At 66.8% G+C, this 20,949-nt stretch carries 8 protein-coding genes and 1 pseudogene; 1 reads left to right on the top strand and 8 read right to left on the bottom strand.

Annotated elements, in window-relative coordinates; translation table 11 throughout:
• Window positions 1-192: 192 nt before the first annotated feature.
• The 3 genes and pseudogenes from O7620_RS21745 to O7620_RS21755 all read right to left on the bottom strand — a co-directional run bounded on the left by O7620_RS21745 (window position 193) and on the right by O7620_RS21755 (window position 9,696).
• Window positions 193-648 carry a SitI3 family protein gene (locus O7620_RS21745; RefSeq protein WP_278127103.1) on the bottom strand — a complete coding sequence of 152 codons (456 nt, stop codon included), beginning with the start codon at window positions 646-648 and terminating at the stop codon, window positions 193-195.
• A 231-nt stretch (window positions 649-879) separates the two neighbouring features.
• A pseudogene (locus O7620_RS21750) lies at window positions 880-1,128 on the bottom strand (transposase); the annotation flags it as partial.
• Window positions 1,129-3,129: 2,001 nt separating this feature from the next.
• Window positions 3,130-9,696 carry an RHS repeat-associated core domain-containing protein gene (locus tag O7620_RS21755; RefSeq protein ID WP_278124792.1) on the bottom strand — a complete coding sequence of 2,189 codons (6,567 nt, stop codon included), beginning with the start codon at window positions 9,694-9,696 and terminating at the stop codon, window positions 3,130-3,132.
• 314 nt (window positions 9,697-10,010) lie between these two features.
• Between O7620_RS21755 and O7620_RS21760 the strand changes: the two genes are divergently transcribed.
• Complete coding sequence (locus O7620_RS21760; protein ID WP_278124793.1) at window positions 10,011-14,414, top strand: LamG-like jellyroll fold domain-containing protein; 4,404 nt, start codon at window positions 10,011-10,013, stop codon at window positions 14,412-14,414.
• A 79-nt stretch (window positions 14,415-14,493) separates the two neighbouring features.
• Here O7620_RS21760 and O7620_RS21765 read toward each other — a convergent pair whose 3' ends face one another.
• The 5 genes from O7620_RS21765 to fxlM form a co-directional block, all read right to left on the bottom strand.
• Complete coding sequence (locus O7620_RS21765) at window positions 14,494-15,360, bottom strand: thiopeptide-type bacteriocin biosynthesis protein (protein ID WP_278124794.1); 867 nt, start codon at window positions 15,358-15,360, stop codon at window positions 14,494-14,496.
• 13 nt (window positions 15,361-15,373) lie between these two features.
• Complete coding sequence (locus O7620_RS21770) at window positions 15,374-16,444, bottom strand: lanthionine synthetase C family protein (RefSeq protein ID WP_278124795.1); 1,071 nt, start codon at window positions 16,442-16,444, stop codon at window positions 15,374-15,376.
• A complete protein-coding gene (locus tag O7620_RS21775; protein WP_278124797.1) occupies window positions 16,441-19,179 on the bottom strand; it encodes a lantibiotic dehydratase in 2,739 nt (912 codons plus the stop codon). The genes O7620_RS21770 and O7620_RS21775 overlap by 4 nt, the downstream gene beginning before the upstream one ends.
• Window positions 19,180-19,247: 68 nt before the next feature.
• Window positions 19,248-19,409 carry an FxLD family lanthipeptide gene (gene fxlA / locus O7620_RS21780; protein ID WP_278124799.1) on the bottom strand — a complete coding sequence of 54 codons (162 nt, stop codon included), beginning with the start codon at window positions 19,407-19,409 and terminating at the stop codon, window positions 19,248-19,250.
• Between the two features lie 12 nt (window positions 19,410-19,421).
• The gene (gene fxlM / locus O7620_RS21785; RefSeq protein ID WP_347403801.1) at window positions 19,422-20,663 is read right to left on the bottom strand and encodes a methyltransferase, FxLD system; all 1,242 of its coding nucleotides are present in this window, start codon (window positions 20,661-20,663) and stop codon (window positions 19,422-19,424) included.
• Window positions 20,664-20,949 lie beyond the last annotated feature (286 nt).

Here is a 20,949-nt window from a genome sequence, read left to right on the forward strand (position 1 = left end):
CTAGCCGCTTCCCCGGCTGGGCACCGCCTTACACGGGGGATTCCGGAAGGGTCGCGATCAGCCGCGCGGCGGCCCGGGTCGTCGATGTCGCGAGTCAGGTCCGCCGGGTCGAGGAAGACGACATCGACGTCGCCCACGGACGACGGGTCGAAGCCGCGTCGTCCGCGAGCGGGTCACCCGCGCTCGGCTGGTTCATTGGGTGATGGGGTCGTCTATGCCGTAGTGGCTCCACCAGGTAGGCCGGTGTCTGCGGAGTGTGCCCCCGACGCGGGTCAGCAGGAGCCAGTTGCCGTTCTGGACCAGCGCCGCGTCCTCCTGCCGGACGGCCAACACACGGGCCACGGCCCTCATCATGTTCGGGATCCCCTTGTCGAGCAGGTCGTCTGCCCGCATGGAGAAGTCGATGTCGACGTACGTCTCCGGCTCCCATTCCCAGCGGGCACCGTCGTCGCACTCGGCATCGAAATAGCCCTGGCTGCCTGAGGAGACGGTCAGCGCGTACCCGCGGGTGTCGTAGAGGCGGGCACCGAGCAGCCGTGGGTTGGTGCCACTCGGCCTCGGCTTCTCGGCGGGTTCGGCTGCCACGAGATCAGCCACGTGGTCCAGGGACAGATTACCCGCCAGGGTCAACCTGAACTCGACAGCTATCTCCGCGCCTCTCCTCAGTCTCGACGGACGATCTGCACGATCGCGCCAGCCCGCAACATGACCAGGCCATTCACCATCCTCGACCGTACGTATTCAGCTTGAGGGAGCGGCGGGCATCCACGGGCCGGTGGTGAACAGCTGTTTGAGTACGTCGAGTGCGTCCAGGCCCTGTTTCGCGGCGGTGGACAGGTAGGACCGGACGGCGGCGAAGTCGGATAGTCCTTGCAGGTTGCGCCAGGTGCCGGAGATCTTCTCTTGGAGCTTGACCGGGCGAAGATCACGTTCGGCCTGGTTGTTCGTGAACGGCACGGCCAGGTCGACGACGAACTGCAGGATCATGGCGCGGCGGGTGTGGAAGCGTTCGGCCAACTTCCCGGCCCGGGACAGTTCCCCGTGGCGGTTGGGCGGGTTCTGCTGCCGGCCGTAGGCGACCGCGCCGGCGTAGCAGGCCCGGATATGGCTGATCTCGGCGTCGGTCAACGTGTCCTGGCCGGCGTCGATTGCCTACTCGGTCGACTTGGCCATGAGCAGCGTGTCGGCCATCACCTCCGCCCCACTGCTGGCCGGCGGGGTCGGCCTCGTGCACGGCGCGTAGGTCACGGATCAGATGCGCGCCGCACCAGGCGTGCTCGGCGTCAGTGAGGTGTTGGTAGGCGGCATGGCCGTCACGCACGATGGTGCCGTCGAAGTCGGGCACTACCCCACCGGCGTCGATGTCGGCCTTGCTGCGGCCCCCGACGTGAAACGACGTCAGCATCGGGGTGCAGGCGACGTGCACGTACTTGAACCCACCATCGAGGCGGGCCGGGGTTTCATCGACGTGCAGCACCTTCTCCGCGTGCAGCAACGCCGCGACATGCGAGGTGAACGGCCCCAACCGGCGGGCCGCCTCAGCCACCACCGCGTGGACGAACCCGGTCGACACCGACACGCCGCACAGATCAGCCAGCAGCTTGGCCACCCGCGCGAACGGCAGGAACTGCGCCCCACGCCCATACACCGCCGCGGCCTTGACCCCCGGCCCGTACTGCGCACGGCCGGTCACCCCCCGCCGGGGCCTCACCGTCGCCGACCTGACCACACCCGCACACCAGCGCCACCACCTGATGCTCAGCGACCACCAGCATCGGCTCGGGCAACTCGAAGACCTGCCGGCGCTGACGCCCGAACTCCGCCGCGTCACCAAGGTCCGCACCACACGCCGGATTCACACACCGATCCGGCCGGTGCACCAGCGTGTGATCCGGATCCGCGACCAGCTCCAGCGTCGACCCCGACGAACCCGGCTGCTTACCCCGACGCTGCCCAGACCCCCACCCATCGGCTACGGCCTCGGCCTACCCAACCCATCCGGCGACGGAGGCTTCGACGAGTTCGTTGAGTTCAACCCCAACCGACGCGTCAACTCGGCGTTCTCCACCCGCAGCCACTCGTTGTCCTCACGCCGCCGCTCCACCTCAACCCGCAGCTCAGCAAGCATCCCCACCAGGTCCTCATACGAGGGAAGCTGCGACGCGGCCGGCACACCAAGATCATGCCAGCCCAGCCCAGCCACAGTGGACAGCAGGTCCGAATCAGCGATTCACCTCAGGCTGAACACGTGCGAGCGACGGTCTCGATCCGCTGACCCGTTGGCTCCACAACCAGCCGCACAATCCGCAACCACCTACCCATAGGCAGCCCGGCCTACGGTTTGCGTTCTACGGCCGGATGTCGACCGTCGAGCACCAGGACCGGGTGACCTCCCGGCACTGGCAACGGGACTGCGCCGCCGAGCTCATCGCCGGTCACGGGGCGATCGTTGCCGAATACTTCGATGTCGCTGCTCTCGCCGCCGCGGTTGGCGGCAGCGTCCGCAGGCCGCTGCGCTGCTGGCCGCGCTCGACGATCCGGATCGCGGGTTCGACGCGATCGTGGTCGGGAAGTACGAGCGGGCGTTTTCCGCCAATCAGCTGCAGATCACCGGGCGCCCGCGTTCTTAACCGACGCGAGCGCCCGGCGACCCTCCCACCAGAATCATTTCATTATGGATAAATTGCGCGAAGGAATAACTTCGGAGGATTCGACTTCAAAATGTATAGATCAACTTGCATTTCTGGGCGAGCGTTCGTTTTCGGCAGAACCGTGGTTGCACCCACCACCTCACTCCGCGCTACCTCCCCCCTCGCTGAACCCACCCACCAAGGCAGCACTTCATGCGGCAGCAGTTCACCCGGATCTAGATTCACGTTCGGCAAAATTTGGTCCAAGCAAGACCCATCCAGGTCAGCCTCATAAACGAGGCTTCTATCCATTTCGTCCGGACTGTCCCAAAAGCTGGCCGCTCGTTGAGCACACGCTGGAAGCGAGAGGTCGTAGTCGGCCAAAACTTCTGTGATTGTCTCACCGGTCCGGCCACCTCCATGCGACTCGCATCCAGTACAGGCGGAAAGTATCAATGCATTTATGATAGCCGCCACAAGCCACGCGTGTCGCGCCATATCAACCCGTCCAACCGTAGGTCCTCGACCCAGTAAGAAAATACTCCCGAGCGTATCCGTACTTCGGGAGAACTCTCATTGGCTCCAAGCTAATTTCATGGCCCCTAATATTTGGCTTCTTATTCTTGTCAAAATTCCAGTCTTTCCCAACCTCCAGCGAATATGACCCGCTGTACGAGTATTGTCCGCCGGAGCCGCGGGTAAGAACTGCATTTCCACTGAGACGCATTCGAGCGCGGCCGATACCCCAGGCGAAGTCCTGCTTCACTGGCGCATCCTCACTCGTAGCGAGCGTTTCGCGCCATTGCGTGTCAAACTGGACCGAGCACACCTCTACCCCACCACACGCTTGTTTCGATGCGGCCAGGATATCACCCTTGGCTTGATCGACGTCTGCGACAAAGTTATCTTCCGAGAAGAGCATCGCCGGATCGATTTCATAGTCGCCCCCTGCAGCGCTGAGATAGTAGCCCCACATCGCGCAAGCTGTCCTCAAACCACGTAGGCAGAGATAGTCAGCAATAGCTTCCGTCTCGATAAGGCTACTCACGCCCGTCAGTGAAATTGGTGCTCGCTCATACCAGGCCGCCGAATTGAAAGCGGGACTGTCGCTCCCGGCGTGAGGGGTGGTGAATCCTTTGAGTTTGACAGTCACACTCTTGCTCGAGCCTGCCCCCGCCTTGGTAGACGACTTGCCGTTCTCATTTCCCCAATTCACGTTGTCGGTGCTGCCACAACCGGAAGGGCACCCATTTTCGACGCTGTAGCCGTAACAGTCAAACTCCCGGCAGTCAGCCGGAATCTGACCACTCGGATCACTAGAGGTGACGGGAGTGTTGTTGGCATAGGAATAACCATTCCATTGTTGCGGCCGGCCCACATCTTGCAGCGAGTCCACAGAGACAAAGCGGCCGAGGGTGGGGTCGTAGGAGCGGGCACCAACGGTGGTGAGTCCGGTTGGGCTCATTGGCTTGTTGAGGAAGCCGTGGTTGTCGGGTGCGGTGACGGCGGCACCTCGGGGAGCGCCGTATGGGGTGTATTGCCGCCAAGTCGGGTTTTGAGCCGTGTAGTCGAGGTAGAGGCTCGGTGTGCCCTGGTGGTCGGTGATGGCGAAGGTGTAGGCGGTGCCGGTGCCGGTGCGGATGCAGCTGCCGCCGCCGGGGAGTGCGTAGTAGCGGCTGCCGCTGATGGCTGCGGTGGAGGTGTTGAGGGTGAGTTGCTGTCCGGGGAGGTAGAGGGTGTTGTTGCCGGGTTCCTTCTGTAGGAGCAGGTTGCCGTCGGCGTCGTAGATGAAGGTGTTCGTGCCGCTGGTGCCGCCGGTGACTTCGGTGAGTTTGCCGGCGTCGTCCCAGGTGAGGTTTTGGTTTCCTTGGGCGGCGTTGCGTCCGGTGGTGTTGCCGGCGTTGTCGTAGGCGTATGACGTGGTGCCGGTCGAGCCGCCGGTCGTGGTGGTGGAGGTCAGGGTGTGGGGCTTGTTCTGACCATTGCCGTTATAGGCGTAGGTGGTCTTGGTGTCGGTGCCGCCGGTGAGGTTGTGCTCGGTTTGCTGGGTGCGGTTGCCGATGAGGTCGATCTGCCAGCTGGTCCAGTAGGCGCTGCCGGCGCCGATGGTGTTGCCCACCATGGACTTGTTCGCGTCGGTCGGGGTAGTGGCGCAGGCGTCGGTGGCGGTCCAGGCTTCGGTGAGTCGGGCGAGGCCGTCGTATCCGTAGCACTGGGTTTCAGCCGGGGTGACGGCGCCGTATCGCTTGCTGATTTTTTGGGTGATGTTGCCGGCGGGGTCGTACTCGTATTCCTGCGTGTCCACGGTTGCTGGTGTTGCGGTGGATCGGGTGATGGTTTGGTTCTTCAGTCGGCTGTTGTGGGTGTCGTAAATGTTGGTGACGTTGGCGAAGCTGGTGGAGGATCCGATTTGTTGCTGGGTCACCCGGCCCCAGGCGTCGTAGCTGACGTTTTGGGTGTATCCGGCGAGGCCGCCGATTCTGTTGGGGAGGTCGAACGCGCCGGTGGTGCCGTGCACCACGGTTTCGTAGGGGAGGCTGCCCTTCGATGGGTAGGTGTCGGTCAGGGGTAGGCCCAGTACGGAGGTGTAGGTGTGTCCGAAGACGTACGATCCGGCGAGTGCGCCTTCGCTGGCGGGGATGGTGATGGTGACGCCGAGGCTGTTGCCGAAGACGTCGAATCCCTTGTGTTGGGTGGTGTAGGCCTGGCCGTCGCGGTAGGCGATGGTGGTGGTCAACTGGCCGATCGGGTTGGTGACGCCGGAGACGGTGTTGCTGTTGTCGTAGAGCCACGTGTTGCGTTGGTTCGCCGCCGACTGGTTCTCGACGGAGGCGGCGTACTCCCCAGTCTTACGGTTCAGCGCGTCGTAGGTGTAGGACAGCGTCTTGCCTCGCCCGTCGGTGGACTGGGTGAGGTTGCCGTTGGCGTCGTAGCGCATGGTGCTGTCGCCCGCGTCGGGGTCGGACTTGGCGACGACCTGTCCGAGCAGGTTGTAGGTGGAGGTCCAGACGTTGCTCGTGGCGCCGGGGGTGGCTTGGCTTCCCGCGTCGGTGAGGGTGGCTTGGTTGCCGTGGCTGTCGTAGCCGTACTTGCTCACGGCGGCCGTGCCGCCGGTCACGGTGAAGGCGCCGCTGAAGGTGTCCGCTGGCGTGGTCAGCGTGGGCGTGCTGCTGTATTCGTGCAGTTCGCTCTTGCGGCCCAGAGGGTCAGTCACCGTGGCGGTCACGACGCCGCCCTGGGGTGGGATCACGGTGGTGCGGTCACCGCCGTGGGCGGTGGTGGTCGTCGAGACGGTCACACCGTTCTTCGCGGCGACGACGATGACCGGCCGGCCGAGCCCGTCGTAGGTGGTGAAGGTCTGGTTCGGTACCTGCTTGCCCAGGTCCCTGGCTGACACCGGGGTGGTGACCTGTGGCAGGTTGGCGTCGTCCCACCAGCCGTTGTTCGAGGCGCGGACCCAGCCGTGGGTGTCGTAGAACGTGTCGGTGACCATTCGTCCGCCTTGCGCGGTCGGGGTCATCGTTTGGGTTTGGCGGCTGCGCAGCAGGGCGTCGTAGATCGTGACCGAGCGCGTGTACTGCTCGGAGTTGTTCATCGTCTGGCTGAGCACGGCGGTCACACCGGTCTTGGACACGGTGTAGCTGAACTTGTGGTTGGCCGTTTTGCTGGTGGGCCGGGAGTTCAGCCACACCGCGGTGTTTCGGCCTACCGCGTCGTACTGCTGTCGGGTCGTGACCTGGTTGGCGTCCGTACTGGTCAGCACGCTTCCCCGGCGTGGGTTGACGGTGGTGGACACCGACTGGTTCAACGCGTTCGTCGTCGACGTGCCGACGACGAGATTCGCCGCGTTCATGGTGAAGCCGCTCGCGGTCTTGTTGCCCCTGCCGTCGTAGCTGTCGGCGACTCGACCGAAGGAGTCGTAGGTCGACCTGCTGGCGGTCTGCCACTGGTAGGTGCTGGAGGTCCAGTCCGCCGCGATTTGGGTCATGGTGGGGTTGCCCGCGGTGGGCGCGGTGGGCTGGGGGAAAGTGGTGGAGAAGGTGGTGTCGTCGTAGAAGGTACGTTGCGCCTTCACCACCTGGGCCGGTCGGTTGACCGTTGTCGGGGCGGACAGGGTGTTGACGCTTCCGGGCTCACTGGCCGGGCTGCCCTGCTGGAAACCCGCGCAGGCGACGGCGACGGTTTCGGTTTCGGCGACCAAGCCGACCAGGTTCTTACCGGTGTTGACCGGCGCGTAGGTGTAGGTGCTGCACTGGTCGTAGGCCGCATTCGCGGGCACGGTGTAGGTGTAGGTGTGCTTCAGCTCGCCGAGAGTCGCACTGGTGATGTTCGCGTCGTAGCTGCTATCGGTGGCGGTGTACCGCCAGGTTGTCGACGTCCCGCTGGTGATCGCCTGCCGGCTGTAGGTCTTGACCGGCTGTACCCACTGGGCGCTCAAGGCTGGCAGGCCCGTCCGGCTGCGGGTGGCGGTCGCCCCGGACACCCAGTACGAGGTGATCGTCGACGAGTCGACCCGCCCGTTCTCGCCGAGGTACTGGGTTGACTCGAGTTCCTTACCGGCGAGTTCGTCGATGTCTTCGTGGGTGCCGCCGGCGGAGTCGGTGAGGGTGACCGTCGTGGTGGTGTTGTTCTTGGACATGCCGCGGTAGTAGGCGGTGTCGGATTGGGTGCGTCGGTCGTTGACGCCGTCGCCGGTGAACGTCCGCACCTTGGCGTAGCCGCGGAACTGACCGTAGGTGCGGTACTTGGCCTTGACGACCTCGTTCTCGTCATAGTGCCAGGCCGCGCCGCCCAGATACTGGTAGCTCGTCGACAGGCCGGTCGAGCCGCCGGTCGGGTCGGTGGAGGTCACCCGGGTGACGGCGTACTTGTGGAACCAGTCCTTCTTTGGCTCGGTCACGCCATCCGGAGTCCAGTAAGCCGGGTAGCACGACCTCGTGTTGTTGGCCGGATCGGTCGTGACCGGGGCCGCGCAGGGCACGGGAAGCTCGTAGCTGGGATTGATGACCGAGCCAGTCTCCGTGGTGATGGTGGCGATACGTCGCCGGTAGAACGCCGACAGCCCACCGGCGACGTCGACTCTGTTGGCCAGCTTGATGTCTGTGAAGGACACCGATGGCAAGGTGATCGCATCGGCCGACCCGCCGGCGCTGAGGTCGTGCCCGGTACGGGTGATCGAGGTCAGCCACAGCGTCGGGGAGGTGGCATCGCCCGTGGCGGGCATGGTTTGGGTCAGCGCGTAGGAGTCGACCTTCTCGTACTTGGCGCTCGCCGTGTCGTACTGCTGCGTCTCGATGGACGTCAGGCGAACGGTGGAGAAGAACGACGGGCTCCAGTCGTCGCAGTCGGCCCCGGAGTCACAGACCAGGTCGTACGGTACGTCCGGCCAGTTTGCCTTCGTGGAGGCGTTCAACGGCTTACACGTTCCGGACACGCACCGGGCGTCGGAGTTGAACACGACCCGGTTCGGCACGGTGCCGTAGGCGCCGCCCGCGGTGAAGCCGTAGTCGATGCGCGCGAGGTGGCTGTCGCGGATGTACGACACGTCGCTGGCACCCATGTTGCGGCCGTAGAAGTTGGTGTCCTGGTCGTAGTAGTAGGCCATCGCGTTGCCGTGCACGTCGGTGACGTAGTCGAGATTCCACCGATAGGCCATCGTGCACACCGACGCGGCAAAGCCTGATGACTGGTAGCAGGGATCACCGGAATGTGGGGAGTACACGGGCGTGTGATCGACGGAGTTCGTCGCGGTCTTGCCGGAAGTCCAGCCCGGCAACCGGTTGCGCCCGAACTCGTACACGGTGCCGTCGCGCAGCGTCACCCGCCAGTAGTCGGTGTTGTAGGTGCCGGACCCGTTGCCGGAGTTCTCGACGTGGGTGACGACCTCACCGTTGTCCGACTCAGGCTTCCACACCTTTTTGGTCGCATCCCACACCAACGCCGTCGACGACCCGTTCAACGACAGGGTGAGGATCGGCCCGTCGTAGCAGCGGTCGGATGTCTTCACCGGTGACGCCGACCCGCCTGGGTCATCCATGCACGAGGCGAACGTCTGCTCGACGTACGAGTGTGGGGTCGACCAGCCGTCACCCACCCACGAGGACTGCGCGTTGGTGGAGGCCGTCTGCCCGTCCACGCTGGCCGAGTCGTACGACAGCGCCACCGTCGGCGTCAGGTCCGACGCTGCCGGAGGGACCGTGATCGGATACGAGTAGGTGAAGGACCCGGTGTTCCCGCCGCCGCTCCACGACCCGGACGGCTTCAGGTCCGTCGCGGCGTAGGTGCCCCCGTCGCCGCCGTTGTCGGCCGCGCTCGCCACCACCGCCAGCACCGTGGAACCGCTGGCCTTCTGGACGTCGGTAGCCGCGACCGGGATTTCCGCAGACACCGTTCGCGCGGCGATGTCGTTGCGCGACCGCAGCGCAGTCGCGGTTCGACACTGCGGCACCGTCGGTGTCGTCAACGCGCAGGCGGGTAGCCGCACCAGCGTCAACCGTGAGCCGTAGTTGCCGCCGAAGACCTCCGCGAACGCGCCGTAGTCCACGCCGACACGAACCGGGCCAGAACCAGAAACCCCCGCCGGGCGCACCGACAGCAGCACGCCATCGACCCCGGCGGCCTTGGCCGCGGTCGGCTCGGCGACCTGCACGTCCACGCTCGACGGAGCCGCGTACCGACCGGCGACCGCCACGGGCTGCGCCCAGACGGGCGTGCCCGCCGCACGCGCTTTCACCGGAGCCGCCGACCGATCAGTCGGCGGCGTCAACGCCAGCCGCGCGGAAGACGCCTTCGGCCACGAGGTCCGCGTCGGCGTGTAGGAGTGCTTCGCCCCGTCCGGTGGCTTCACGAACCTCGTCGGTAGCGGCTTGACCCCCTTGACGGACGGTCCGGGCGACGTCGCCGGAGGCTTCGCCGGCTGGTCGTCTCGCGGTTTGGCCGCCGCCGGTGAACCCGACAGCAGACCCGCAATCAACGATGCGCCCACCACCATCGCGACCAGTCGTCTGCGCCGAGTCAGCAGACGCGTACCCCCGTGCCCGACCATCAGAACCCACCCCTGCGACATAGAAGAAAGGCCACGCAGAGTGGCTGTTCGCACACGCTCGCGGCGCGGAACAATCTTTCACGTCCCACGACCCAGATGGTCACGGGCAGGTAACGATTGATCATGCTTGGGGGAGCAAAGCGCTCCAGTGACTTCGAAAAGGACAGCCCGCGTGAGGCGGCCGTTCCTCGAAGACGGGACGCGGTGCTTCACTGTGGCCGCATCGGACGCGGACCTCGCGCTCCGGACAACAGCCATGGGGGAGGCACCTCTTCATGCCCGGGAAACGGCATACCTACGGGGCGAGAAGCCACAGGACGGTCACCGCCGCAGGCGTGGCCGCCAGCGTTCTCGCCGCCAGCACCATCATGACCTTGACCGCCACACCCGTAGCCGCCTCGGCCTCCACCTCGGCGAAACCTGCGGCTCCGACGAGCGCGTCACTCGGCGTCGACCAGGCCATGGCGCAGGCCAAAAACTCCGGCAAGCCGGTCGAGGCCACCGCCGCGGGCTCACCCACCACGACGGTCACCGCCAACCCCGACGGCGTGGTCGAGTTGACCCAGAGCGCCGTGCCAACCCGCAAACGCGTCGATGGCCAGTGGAAGAACCTCGACCCAACGCTGGTTCGGCACCCCGACGGCAGCATCACCGCGGCCGTCACGACAACACCGGTCCGCGTGTCTGCCGGCGGAGCCGGACCCTTCGCCGAGATGACCAGCGGCGACCGACACTTCGCCATGGCCGTCGCTCCGGCGCTGCCGGCACCGATCCTTTCCGGCCCGACCGCGACGTACACCGAGGTGTTTCCCGGCGTGGACCTCGTCATTCGGGTTACTGGCGAGGGCTCCTTCTCCCACGTCTTCGTCGTCAAGAACTCCGCCGCGGCGGCCAACCCCCAGCTCGCCAGCATCGAGCTGACCACCACCACCACGGGCGTCACCCTCACCTCGGACGAGGTCGGAAATATCACCGGCCGGGACCGGGCGAACCAGCCCGTCCTCACCGCGCCGGCGCCAGCCATGTGGGACTCCACCGGCACCGCCCCGGCCGCTCGTGCACCCGTCTCCACCGTTGTCGCCCCGGGTCCGGGTGCCCAGACCGCCGCGGTAGACGTGACGGTCACGCCCGGGAAGTTGAACCTGACGCCGAACAACAAATTGCTGGCCGACCCGAAGACGGTCTACCCGGTCTACATCGACCCAACATTCAATTGGACGCCAGTTGGGCAGAGCATGTCCGGCTGGGCGACGATTTCCTATCAGCACCAGTCGATCAATTACTGGAAGAACACTCCCGACCCTGATGGGCATATGCAGGTCGGCAACACCGGCAGCCAACGCCGCAACACGCTGATCAACTTCCCCGTGCCCTACGGGACGTTGAAGGGTGCGGAAATCCTCGACGCACAATTTAAGATCACTAATACGTGGTCGTGGAGTTGCACCGCCAAGACCGTCAACATCTACGGCCCCAGCACGACATTGGCCCAGTCCAACGCCACCTGGGGTTACTGGGAAGGCGTCAGCAAGGGCAACGCCATCGCCTCGAAGAGCTTTGCCTACGGCTACAGCGGCTGCCCCGCCGACGGTGTCTCCTTCGACATCAGCGGCCAAATCAGAACCGACGTCGCCAACCAAAAGGCGGTCCGCACATTGTGGATGGTGGCTGAAAACGAAGCCACCGACATCGAGAGCTGGAAAAAGTTCCTCGCGACCAGCCCTACCCTCACCATCCGCTACAACCACACGCCCAACACCCCGACCGGAATGAAGACTGCTCCCACCACGGCATGCGCGGCTGCCACCCCCACGGTCGTCGGTGATACCGAAGTCACGCTCTACGCCCCGGTGTCCGACCCCAACGGTGGCACGCTCGGCGTGAGCTTCAAGCTGTGGAAAGACAGCGACCCCGCCCAGAAGGCCATTGTCACCAGCGACCCGAACCTGCTCACCTACCCGTCGGGCAGCACTGCGGTCCGCATCGCTCCTCTGGACAAACTCAGGGAGAATTCACAGGACGCCGCCGGCAAGCCAGTGGTCACGACCTTCGCCTGGGCAGTGCAGGTCACCGACTTCCACAAGCCCAGCGCCTGGTCGGTGACATGCCGGTTCACCTTCGACGCCACACGTGCGGCACCGCCGACGGTGATCCCGCCGGAAACGAGCAAAGTAGGCGAGGCCGCCACATTCCAAGTCAAGGCTCCCCTGAACGGCCCCAAACCAACCAGCTACGCCTACCAGCTCAACGAGATGCCCCCACTCACCAGGCAAGCCGACGCCAACGGCGACGCCACCATCACCATCACCCCGACCCGCTTCACCAACACCCTGAGCGTCACCAGCGTCACCGCGAACGGAGCGAACTTCGGCGACACCACACCCTGGATATTCAACTCTGTGCGGCCGACCATGCGCGCGGTTGACGCAGACCTCACCGGCGACGGCAGACCAGACCTCGTCACCGTCGGCTCCGTCAACAACCTCAAGCCAGGTATCTGGCTCGCCGAGAACAACGGCACCACCGGTGTCAATCCGCGGATCACCAACATCGGCGCCCGCGGCAACGGCTTCAGCGACACCAACTCGCCCGCAGAGTTCGACGGAGCACAAGTAATCACCGGACGTTTCACCGGAACCGGCCTTCAAGACGTCCTGGCCTACTACCCCACCAACGGCACCGGCAGCGTCACCGCCGGCAACGGCGACGGATCCGCACCGACACCGGTCCTGAGCGTCAGCCAGTTCAACCTCCTGACCGACCAGCTAGCGGACGAATATGGGCAGCTGCCGATCCAACTCGCCAACGCGGGAGACAGCCGCCGAGGTGCCTTCGAGTTTCCCGACCTGATCGGCACCAGCGGCGACCCGTCCACCGGGTATCGACTGACCTACTACCCGAGCCTCGGCGAGATTTCCGCGAGCTTTATGTCGCGTTCGACCGGAGCCCTCACGCCCGCGGGTGACACCGCGTGGAACAACTGGACGCTGGCCACCACACAAATGAGCACCGGCACCGCGATGTTCCTGTGGAACAAGACGACCGGCGCACTACACCTGTGGTCCGACCTCACCTTCAGCGAGGAAACCGGACAGCTGACGTACACGCCGCGAATCCTCGCCAACTCCGGCTGGAACACCGGCGCCTCACTCGTGCTGCGCAGCGCCGATTTCGACCTCAACGGCACCCCCGACCTCGCGACCATCGGCGCGGGCGCGACAACGACGATGTGGTTGGTGAGCAACCTGCAAGCCAGCAGCGCCACCATCACCGCGCAGCCGCCACAGACCCTCATCACCTCGCAACACACCTGGCAACTCGACGATAACAAGGACGCCCAGGTCACCACCGCCGAAGACGTGTCGGGCGGCAAGGCACTGAGCCTCGAGGACCCCGACCAGGCCGAGGTATCGATCGACGCCAGATGGCGCAGCGACGAACTCTTCAGCCCCGCCCTGTTCCTCAACGTCGACGCCACCGGAACCCAGGTCAAATCCGCAGGCAACAGCGCGCTCTACAACGCCGCACCGCTGATCGACACCACCAAATCGTTCAGCATCTCGGTATGGGCGAAACCGACCGGCGCCGGCGGCGTCATCGCCAGCGAGGACGGCGCCAACGCCTCACGCTTCCTGCTCTGGAACAACGCCAGCGACAACACCTGGCGCTTCGGCCTGGGCAACACCGACAGCAGCTGGTCCTACACCCAAGTCGTGACCCCGGCCGGCACCGCACTCGGCGTCTGGACGCACCTCGTCGCCACCTACAACGCCGACACCCGAACCATCTCCCTCTACGTCAACAACCAACTCAAGGGCAGCGCCCAGTTCACCGCCACGCCGACCTGGCCCAGCACCGGCAAATTCGTCGTCGGCCGCTACAAGTATTTGGGCGCGCCCACCGCCTACTACGCCGGCATGCTCAGCAACCTTGAGGTGTGGAACCGGGCCCTCACGCCGCAGCAAGCGCAGGCAAGCGCCGCCGCGACCGGACCTTTCACCTCGTTCGGCGCGACGACCTGGACGCCGCCCGGCACCGGCACCCCGCAGACCGACGTCTACACCGCCGACACCAGCGGCAACCTGTGGAAATACCACCGACAAGACAATCAGCTCAGTACCGCTCCCAGCCTCGTGTCGACGGGATGGAACCAATTCACCAGCCTCGGCATCGCCGACATGGACCACGACGGATACCAAGACCTCGTCGTTCGCGATAACACCTCCTGCAACCTCCAGGTCTTCCTCGGCACCACGAACGACCTGAGCCCCACGCCCACATTCCTCGGCAGCGGCTGGTGCAGCTACCGCCCATTCGGGGTAGCCGACTGGAACAGAGACGGCTACCAGGACGTCATCGCTGCCGACTCCACCGGCCAAATGTGGAACTACCCCGGGGACCTCAAGGGCGGCAAGACGGCCCGGGTAGGGCTCGGCGGAGGCTGGACGACCGATTTCACCCCGTTCGGAATTGCCAACGTCGTCGGTGACACCACCCCGGACATCTACACCCGACTCGCGAGCATCAGCATCCTGCGCCTCTACGACGTCCCGGTGACAGGCGTGACGCAGGTAGGAGTCGGCTGGGGCGGCTACACCTCGTTCGGACTGACCGACTTCAACCACGACGGCAAACCGGACATCGTCGCCCGAGACAACTCCACCGGAATCCTCTGGATGTACCCCGGCGCCGCCAACGGCCTGCTGGGCACCCGCACACAAATCGCTAGCGGCTGGTGAACCCACCGGGCGTGGGCCGGGCACTGCGGTGACCGGCCCACCCCACGTTCAGCGCAACCAGCGAGAGGCAAGGGCAGCACTAGCACTCCGGCCGCACCTGGTGGAGTCGGTGTCCTCGCTGGTGTTGGGCTGTTTGCCGCGGTACTGGTGTCGTCGTCGCCATCGTGGCCGGGTCTGGCAGAATTTTATCGGGCAGGCCGAAGATGGCTTCCTGGGCCGCTCGGGCGAGGATGGCCTGGGTGATGGCGGGCAGTCCGAGCCTGTTCCAGTGGAAGATCACGTGCAAGGCGATTACTGCCCGCAGACCACGGGTGAGGGTGCCCCTTTCCCGTTGGCGGTGTAGAGCTGCGCCGGCGCGTGCGAATGCGGTGTGGCAGTCGCCGGGGGTGCGAGGTGCGCCGAGCAACAGGCTTCGAACGTCTCCGGTGAACCTCTCCCACCTTGGGGCATCGGTTGTGGGTGACTGGATGAGGTGTGCTGCGCGGTGCTCGACGACTTGGGACCAGACGTCGCCTTGCTCGTTGAGGTCCAGCCCTGCTGCGCGCATCAGGGCGGTGCACAAGATCAGCGAGTGTTCGCGCCGGGTGGTGGGGTGCTCGTGGAGGTAGGTGAGGAGGTGCCGGCTGTCGTGGTGGAACAGCGTATGGGCGGTGGTCATGGCGTCGTGGCCGCCGAAGGCGTGGGTTTCGGGTTCGTAGATGTCGCCGGTCCAGGTGGCCCCTTCGGTGAGTAGCCGGCGGGCCTGCTCTCCGCTGTCTGGGCTGTTTGTGGGGAGGTAGCGGATGCGCCAGGCGCCTTTGCGGATGAACCACCAGGAGGTGATCAGGCCGGCGGTCTCGGCGGCGGGAAGCACTCGGCTGAGGTGGGTGACCGCCTGTTGCTCTCGCTCTCGGGCGGTGTGGCCGGGCAAGGTGATGTTGACCTGGTGCCAGGGGGTGTGGTTCACGGTGGCTCTTTCGTCAGGTGAGGAGGAGACAGGCGTCCCAGGCGGTGGTGGCGGCGGTGACGAGGTCGGCTCCTGCCTTGCCGATGAGAAGCCCTTCAGGCTCGTTGGGGGTGGGGGCGGTCTGCCGGTGGAGATCTTCTACGGCCGCCAGGGGTATCGAGGTCAGGGCGTCGGAAGCGACCCGGCGGGCGGTGGCCACCAGTCCGGCGGTGCCGTGGCACAGGCTTCGGTCGGTGAGCCGTCGGAGTTGTTCGGGGTCGGTGACGCAGGTGGTGAAGGCGGCCTCGGCGAGGCGCTGCCGTGTGATGTCGTGCAGGGCTTGTGCGGCGAGTTGCTGGGCTCGGGCGATGCCGGGGGTGCCGTAGCACCAGGACGGCCGCAGTGGGGTTACTTGGGTCGGTGTTGCGCGGTGTAGGTCGGTGAGGGTGATGGTTTGCGGCCACCAGATCGTGCCGTCGGTGTGCTGCTGCCAGGCGTCCAGCCATCGGCTGATGCGGTTGATCGCCGTGGTGTGTCCGGCGACGGTGATGCCGTCGCGGAGGGTGAGGGCGAGCAGGGTCAGCGGACCCGTGATGCCGTGGGCCATACCGAGGTTCACGTGACCGCCGGGGGGCGGTGGCTGGCGGCGTTCGGGGCCGTTCCAGCACCACCAGCCGGGTAGCTCGCCTTGCGGTTCGGTGAGCCGGACGAGGTAGTCCAGGACCTGGCGGAGCAGTTCGTTATCGCCGAGCCTGCGCAGGACGACGCCGAGCCCGGTCAGCCCGCGGATGAGGTCGTACTCGGCGTAGTGCGGCTGCTCGTGGCGGTCGATGCGTCGGTGGGCAGTGTCGAGTCGTCGGCGTGTCACTGTGGCGGTGCCGTCGGCGGTGACCGCTCGTGCCGGGGCGAGCCCCGGATGGTCAGTGCCGGCGAGGACGAAGGCGAGCGCGGGAGCGCCGTAGAAGAGGCTGGCTCCGTCGCTGATACTCACGCCACCGGCGGTGGCATGGCGCAGTGCCTCGTACGCTGCCGGCCGGTTGCCGGTTTCCAGGTGCAGCAGGGCGATGCCGGCCGCGCCGTCGGCGAGGGACTGTCCCGTGGTCACGGCTTGAGCCTGGCGAGGCTCGTGCGGGCGATGGTGCGGGCCAGCCGCAGGCAGTGCCGTTCGGAGGCGGGGTCGACGCCGATCATGCGGGCGTGGTGCAGGTGCAGCAGGTCACCGAGCACCTCGTCGGGGTCGAGCCCGTCATCGGCGACCAAGGAGCGGTAGGCGACCAGCGCTGCGGCGAGCCGGTCGTCATGGACTGGGCGTCGGGCGTGTTCGAGCTGGGCGGGGTCGAGGCGGGGGCCGGTCCGGTGGGCGACGTGGGTGGCGAGCCAGCGCGGCCCGTCGCCGGTGAAGCTGTCAGCGATAGCGATCATCCCGGCGGCGGTGGCGGCCTGTCGGTCGCCGGTGAGCCGGTGCAGGGCGGCGCGGGAGTCGGCGGCGAACACCCGCTCGGCGGCGGCGAGGGTCGCTGCGGCGCCGTGGCGGGTTTCGGGGCGGTACGGGTGCAGGCTGTAGTCGTGGACGAGCGCGTCATCGTGCAGCTTCTGCACCCAGCCGGCGAGGTGGCGGGCGATGTCGGCGAACCGGCCGGTGTCCGGTAGTGGGATGCGTAGCCGCAGGTGCGGCTCGGGGTGGTGATACCGCAGGAACCACCAGCCGGCCGGTAGGTGGTCGGCCGAGCGGCCGGCGAGGTCGGCCAGGATGTCATCAAGCCGACCATGTAGGTGCGCCTCCAGCCACTGCGACCGCCCAGGCCAGTACTGCAGAGTGGTGGCTGGTCGGGCTGGTCGGGCTGCCGGCGCGGGGTGGGTGAGGGTTAGCAGAAGTTCGGCGGGGCGGTCGTCGATCCAGCCCGCTGGCCCTGGAGCCTCGGTGATCACGGTGCGGGGATGCCGGTCGAGGTGGTCGCGTAGGACCGCCAGGTGGGCGAGGTCGTCCAGGTCGAGGCGTAGGCGGATGTCGTCATCGCCGACCAGGACCTGCTCCGGGATGTGCCGTTGGAGGCGGTGTCGTCGCCAGGCGTCACACCACTGCGCCCATGCTGTCCCCTGAGCGGGAAGCGCGGTGTGGTCGACGATCCAGCGCGCGGGGTGCACGATGGTGCGTCCCCGCCGCAGGCGGGGTAGGAACGGCAGGCCGCTGGCGTGGCCCCAGTCGAACCGGCTGCACGGTGCCGTCCAGGCGGTCCAGATCTCAGCCAGGAACCGCATCAGCGGCTGCTGCAGCGTAGGCAGCAGGACGCTGTTGAACAGCAGCGGCTCGACGGGCTGACCGGTGGTCAGCGATACCAGCCACAACCGGCGGCCGTCGCCGGTCACCGCCAAGTCCTCGATCGTGTGCGGCGGTGCCGGGTGGAAGTCGCCGACAGGGAGGACTGGCAGCAGCTCGGGCGTCCGGGCTACTGCGGTGAGGCGGGCGTCAAGGGGTGGTCCGGACAGCTGCAGCGGGGCCGCGCCGGGCAGGGCAGTCGGCAGATGCCGGTAGACCTGCTGGAATCCGGCGAGTTCGGAGGGGGTGAGCAGGTGCAGAAACCGGGCCGCGGCGACCCCGGCGTGGCGGGACCCGCTGAGCACCGTCCGGGTGAACGCGCCGAGGTCCAGGTCGCGCGGGGTGTCGGCGGTGAGGGTGAACCGCAGTTCGCTGTGCGGGATCGGCGGCCGGTCGTCATTCCAGCGGAGCCGGTCGATCAGCTCGTCGTCCAGCACCACCTCGGCGCAGCCGTCGAGTGCGGCCTGCTGCGCGAGCTGGCCGAGCAGCCGGTCGCGGGCGGTGAACAGCGCTGGGGCGCGGCGAGTGGATCCCCGGTAGCCGGCCGGAAGACCCAGCACGTTCAGCACCTCACGGACGGGAACGGCCGCTCCTGGGCCCCATCGCTCGATAAATGCGTCGTGGTACTCGACCCATCCGGGGGTAGGTGGTGGCGCTACCGCCACGAGCGTGGACGCGGCCCGCTCCGCCTCCTGCAGTACCGGCGGAGGCAGGGTCACCGCGATGTCGGCGCGGAGATCGACGGCGGTCCGGCTGCCCGGCTCCGGAATGACGTAGTGGCGGGCGACGTATGCGGCCGGGTCGGTGGCGGTCATGGGTGGGCGTAGGGCCGATAGCAGCACCCCGGTGTGGACCAGGTCGGCCAGCAGCCGCTCGGCGTCGGCGATGCTGGGGGGCCCGGCGATCGTCGCGGCGAGTGCGGCGAACCTGACCGGGGACCGCGCCGCCTGGATCGCGGCCCGAATCGGGCTGGTCAGGCGGACCTCGACGTCCCACCGCCGATCGGCGCTGGCGTGGGCACAGGGCAGCACCCACCTGTCGCCGCGCCGGTATCCCAGCGAGTTCGTCACCACCGCGACGGTGCGCAGAGTTGCCAGGTTCTGCTCGGCCCGTGCGGTGTGCTCGGTGATGAACTGGCCGTCGGAGCGGGAGACCGCACGATGGGCGTCGTCCAGACGGACCGCCGCGCGAGCGCCGAATTGGACCGGGGCGACACCGGCGAACGTGCCGAACGGAGTCGCACGGGTGGTCCAGCGCAGTAGGTACCGGACCGCTGACTGCAACAGGCGCCGCAGCCGCTGCGGAGGCACCGGCTCCCCGCTCAGCGCGCGTTGGATCTGGTCGGCCAGCTGCGGCGCCGCGCCGGTAACGGCTGCCGCGAATCCGGGCAGCGTCCACGTCTTGTCCAGCCACTCGCGCCACTGATCTGGATGACCGTGGGCCATGTCGGGCCAGGGTGGCAGAACGAGATCCTTGGGGTAGGCGGCGATTCTGATCAGCGCCGCACTGCTTGCGGGAACCATGAGGCACCACCGAATCGTCGGGCCCGGCGTGCTCGACGCCGGGCCCGATCATGAGAGGAACGGATGGGTCAGTTGCCGCCGTCGCACCTGGTGGTGCAGGCGTTGGAGCCGGTGTTGCCGGAGCCGCACCCGTCGTCGGTGGCGGTGGCGTAGCCGTCGGCGGTGGGGCCGGCGTCGACCAGGCTGACGTCCAGGGCGAACTCCGAGGTGTCGGTGTCGGTGTCGTTCACGTGCTTTCCCTTCTATGCGGGGGTGAAGGTGAGGACGAAGCGGCTGTGCCGCTTGTCCAACACCGTCCCGGCCGGCAGGTCGCCGTCGGGAGTACCAGTGGGCAGGACGTGCAACACCGGTGAAGGGCTGCCCGAATCCAGCCACGCGCGCATCTGTCCGACCATCCGACCGGCCGCCGATGCGGCGTCGGGCCCATGTGCACAGGCGCCGAGGTCGAACATGTCGTCGTCGTTCCAGCGCAGCGTCGAGCGGTAGCAGAACGCGCCGTTGTTGAGGGCGGCCGGTGTGCCGAAGCGCCATGCCGGGGCGACGACGCCGGAATCCACGGCCTCCTGCTGAGCCGTGAGAACAACGAAAAGTTGTCCCGCATCGGTGATGCGGGACGCCAGCCACAGGTCGAGGTCAGCCAGGACAGTACGAGGGGGCAGGCTCACCCCGGCCCATGCCTGCGTCTGCGGCTGCGCCAACAGCTCTTTAACAGCGCGACGATCGACCTGCTGATCCTCGTCCAGCCGCAGGTGCACCCCGTCAGTGATGTCGACGTACCGCACGTCATGCGCCCCGGCGCCCTGCATCGACACGAACCCGCACAACCGCTGGCTGTGGCTGACCAGCCGATCGCCGGTCCGACGCATCGCCCATGAGCGGGTCATCCCGAACGTCCGTAGCGGCACGACGAGCGTTCCGTTCTCGGCGAGCTGCGCGGTCCAGGCCGGTGAGATGTCCCATGCGCCGACCGTGACGATGATCAGGTCGTATGAACGGCCCGGGTTGACCGGTTGCTCGGCGTCCGCGCACACCACGGCCACGTCGTCGTAACCCGCCGCGGTGAGGCAGGCAGCGGCCCGGCCGGTCACCTCGGGATCAATGTCTATGGTCGTGACGGAGCCCGACGGGCCGACCAGCTCGCGCAGCAGCGCGGCGTTGTATCCGCCGGAACCGATCTCCAGGACGTGCCGGCCGGCCAGCCCACCGTCGACGGCGTCGGCGGCCTGACCGAGCATCTCCGCGATGAGCCACGGCGCCGACACCGAACTGACCGCCTCGTCGCCGATCCGCTTCGTCACCACGGCCTGGTCGGCCCGGTACGCCTCCGCTAGCGCGGCATCCGGAGTGAACAGATGACGTGGCACGGACCGTAGTGCCGCCTCCACCTCGGGCCGCATGACCAGCCCTTTCTCCATGTGATCAGCGACGAGCTGATCGACCATCGCGGCATGGAGGTCCTCGCCGCTCGCCGTGTCGACACTCATTCCGGTGCTCTCCCTCTCCATCAGGACCTCCCGATCGGGTGGTCCGCCGTACCGCTCTTCTCGGGCTCAACAGAGCGTCAAGCCGCTGGACTCGCCAAGTCACACGGGTATCTCACGTCGATGTGGTGCCGGTCGAAGGTCGCCTCCTACTGGCGCTCATGGGTGCCCGGGTAAGCGCCCAGATGCCCATCGGCATGATCGTTCGTGCGGCGGGAAGGCCGGGGTGCCGCCGTTTATCAAGATCTCGGCGCGGAGCGGACTCCTCCTGCACTGCAGCCTCCCGTGC

The organism is Micromonospora sp. WMMD710, from assembly GCF_029626045.1.
Classification (GTDB): Bacteria; Actinomycetota; Actinomycetes; order Mycobacteriales; family Micromonosporaceae; genus Micromonospora.

Bases quoted from the DNA above. Each gene is read 5' to 3' on its own strand.
- fxlM (WP_347403801.1), bottom strand. From the start codon at position 20,663: ATGAGTGTCGACACGGCGAGCGGCGAGGACCTCCATGCCGCGATGGTC.
- O7620_RS21755 (WP_278124792.1), bottom strand. From the start codon at position 9,696: ATGTCGCAGGGGTGGGTTCTGATGGTCGGGCACGGGGGTACGCGTCTG.
- O7620_RS21775 (WP_278124797.1), bottom strand. From the start codon at position 19,179: ATGGTTCCCGCAAGCAGTGCGGCGCTGATCAGAATCGCCGCCTACCCC.